2 protein-coding genes and 1 pseudogene are annotated in these 3,260 nt (G+C 76.5%); all 3 read left to right on the forward strand.

Annotated features, from left to right (window positions below; all coding sequences use genetic code 11):
* Positions 1-1,682: AfsR/SARP family transcriptional regulator (locus AB0J52_RS33380; RefSeq protein ID WP_500186855.1), on the forward strand; the 1,682-nt coding region annotated here is incomplete at its 5' end.
* A 345-nt stretch (positions 1,683-2,027) separates the two neighbouring features.
* Positions 2,028-2,651, forward strand: a complete 624-nt coding sequence (locus AB0J52_RS33385) for a hypothetical protein (protein WP_500186856.1) — start codon at positions 2,028-2,030, stop codon at positions 2,649-2,651.
* Between the two features lie 22 nt (positions 2,652-2,673).
* Positions 2,674-3,260, forward strand: a pseudogene (locus tag AB0J52_RS33390) (sensor histidine kinase); the annotation flags it as partial.

Below are 3,260 nucleotides of genomic sequence, written 5' to 3' on the forward strand. Positions count from 1 at the left end.
GCGCGGACGACGCCGGGGCGCGGCTGCTCGACGTCGGCCTGCGGATGCTCTCCAGGGCGCTCGCCGCCGAGGGACGCGCCCTGCCGACCGTCTACGCCGTCCACCTCGGGGCCGAGAGCATGGACCTGTGGATCGCGCCCGCCGATCCGGAGCCGCCCGCGCCGTGGCGCGCCTACGACGGCGGCCAGGTGTGGCGGCTGCGCGCCGCTGACGTCTCGGAGGCGGGCCTCGCCGACGTCCTCGCGCCGTATCCCGGCCTGGTGTCGCTCGGCACGAACGAGACCGGGCGCATCCTGGTCGACCTGGAGGCGGCGCACGGCCTCATCGCGCTCCGCGGAGACGACGCCAACCGCCGCGCCGCGCTCGCCGCGCTCGCGCTGGAGCTGGCCACCAACCGCTGGTCCGACCACATGCGGATCACGCTGGTCGGGTTCGGGCAGGAGCTCGGCGAGGGCTTGGCGGAGGTCGCGCCGGACCGGGTCCGGGCCGTCCCGACGCTGGTCGAGGCGCTGCCGGAGCTGGAGGCGCGCAGCGAGGAGGTCCGGCAGGCGCTCGCCGCGTCCGGCGTGGACTCGGTGCTCACCGGCCGCGCGCGGGGCGTGTTCGGCGAGGCCTGGATGCCGCACTACCTGATCATGTCGGACGCGCCCACCGAGCGGGAGGCGGACCGCCTCGTCGCGCTCGCCCGCACCGGCACCCGGATGGCCGCCGGGTACCTGGTCCCCGGCGACGTCCAGGGCGCGACCTGGACCTGGGACGTGGACGAGGCCGGACGCCTGCACGCTGGCGTCCTCGGCTTCGAGGTGGACGCGCAGCTCGTCCCGGAGGAGCAGTACCGGGGCCTGTTCGAGCTGTTCCGCACGGCCTCGGACCTGACGTCGGTGCCGCTGCCCGAACCGTCCGCCGAGAGCGCCGCCGAGCCGCCGGGCGAGGGCCGCTCGTCGGTGGACATCCGGCTGCTCGGCCGGATCGAGGTGGACGCGCCCGGCCCGATGGACGACGAGCGCCGCGACCTGTGCACCGAGGTGCTCGTCTACCTCGCGACGCATCCGAACGGCGTGCACCCGACGGTGCTCGGCGGCGCGGTCTGGCCGCGCGGGGTGAGCCAGGCCGTCCGGGACGCCTGCATCGCGCGCGTCTCCGACTGGGTCGGACGCGACGCGCGCGGCCGCCCGAACCTGTACCACGACGAGCGCGGGCGCATCCGGCTCGGCTCGGAGGTCCGGGTCGACTGGTCGGTGTTCCGCTGGCTGATCTGGCGGTCGGCCGCCGAGCCGTCGTCCGAGGCCGCCTACATGTCGTACGCGCTGGACCTCGTCCGCGGCCCGCTCCTGGCGGACCGTCCGCGCGGCCGCTACGGCTGGCTCGCCGCCGAAACGCTGGAGTACGAGGCCGGGGCCCGTGTCGTGGACGTCGCGCACCGGCTGACCGTCCTGCGGTTGGACGCGGGCGACGTGCGCGGCGCGCTCGACGCGTCCCGCGCGGGCCTGCGCTTCGCGCCGCGCGAGGAGGTGCTGTGGCGTGACCTGCTCCGCGCGACCCGCGCGTCCGGCGACGACGAGGCCGTCCGCGCCGTCGTGGACGAACTGCACGCGTACGCCGGATACGACCCGCTCCAGCCCGAGACCGAGGCGCTGATCGAAGAACTCGTCCCGCGGGCGCGCCGCGTCCCGTCCCACTGACCCGCCCACGCCACCGCCCCTGCCACGCCGACGCACCCGGCCACGCCGATGCACCCGGCCACGCCGACCCCGGCCACGCCAGCGCACCCGGCCGAGCCGACGTCCCGGCCGAGCCGACGCCCCGGCGCGCTGACGTCCCGGCGCGCTGACGTCCGAGCGCACTGACGTCTGGGCCGGGCTGACGTCTGGGCCGGCTGACGTTCGGGCGCGCTGACGGTCGGGCGCACTGACGGCCGGGCCGGGGCGGCGCGGGCGGCGGACGGGCGTCTCGGTCGTGCGGGGGAGGCGGGAGATCGCCGACGTCGGCGATGTGCCCGAGGGGCCGGTCGGACGAGTATCGACGGCATGCAGCACACACGCTTCGCGCTTCTCGCCGCACCCGCGCTGATCTCCGTCTACGGCCTCGTCCGGCTGGCGGACGGCCTGGACGGGCGGCACGGCCCCGGCGCGCTCTGGGTCCTCGGCCACCTCGCCTTCCTCGTCTCGATCGCCCTGTTCGTGCCGGTCCTGCTGACGCTGCGGCGCGCCGCCGGGGGACGCGGGGCGGCGGGCCGGGTCGTCGCCGCGATCTCGACCGCCGTCGGGCTGGCCGGTGCGGCCGCGGCGGCGGCGCAGTTCGGCATCGACGTCTGGGTCGGGGGGACGGCCGCCGACCCGGATGAGATGTCCCGGATGTTCGACAGCGTCAAGTCGGTCCCCGGCGTCCCGGCCATCGTGTACGGGCCGGGGCCCGCGCTGTTCTACCTCGGCCTGCTGGCGTTGCTGATCGGCTGCGTCGCCGTCCGCGCCCTCCCGGCATGGGCGCCCGCCGCCACGCTGGCCGGCATCGTCGCCTCGCTCGCGTCCCTGGACCTGCTCCCGCTGACCGGCGCGCTGGTGCTCGTCTCGCTGCTGCCGCTGTGGCGCGCGGGCGTCCGGCCGGGCGCCGCCCCGGACGCCGCCACGAGCCCGGCGCGCGGCACGGCATGACACGATGCGCGATGTGTCCGGTATGCCGATTGTGGTGCGCCTCCGCCGCTGGTCCGAGACCTGGGCCTCCGACGCGGTCCTCACCGCCGCGATCCTGCTCGCCCAGGTCTGGCCGCTGCTGTCCATCCCGCGCGAGGGCGGCGGGCACTGGCCCTGGTGGGGGTACGCGGCGGTCACCGGCTCGGCCCTTCCGCTGGCGTTCCGCCGCCGCGCTCCCGTGCCCGTCCTGCTCCTGTCGGCCGGGTTCGGCGCGTCCTACGACCTGGTGTCGCCGCTGGCCTGGCAGCCCGTCTGGTACGGGCCGATCCTCGCCTACTACACGCTGGCGGCCCGGTCCGGTCCCGCGGCGCGGATCGGTGTCATCACGCTTCAGCTCGTCCTGACCGCGGTGATCCGGCCCTCGGCCGACTCGCTGTTCCGAGGCCTGTTCCTGTGCGTGGCCGCGTACGCGGTCGGACGCGCCGTGGCGCTCGGACGGGCCCATTCGGCGGCCCTGGAGGACCGCGCGGCCCGTGCCGAGAACGAACGCCGTCTGGAAGCCGCCCGAGCCGAAGCCGAGACCGAGCGCGCGACCGCCGAGTCGAAGCGCGCGACCGCCGAAGCCGAGCG

The sequence above is a fragment of the Spirillospora sp. NPDC049652 genome (genome assembly GCF_040675125.1).
Lineage (GTDB): Bacteria > Actinomycetota > Actinomycetes > Streptosporangiales > Streptosporangiaceae > Spirillospora.

Excerpts from the sequence above, each read along its gene's own strand:
- AB0J52_RS33385 (WP_500186856.1), top strand. The coding sequence starts at position 2,028 with ATGCAGCACACACGCTTCGCGCTTCTCGCCGCACCCGCGCTGATCTCC.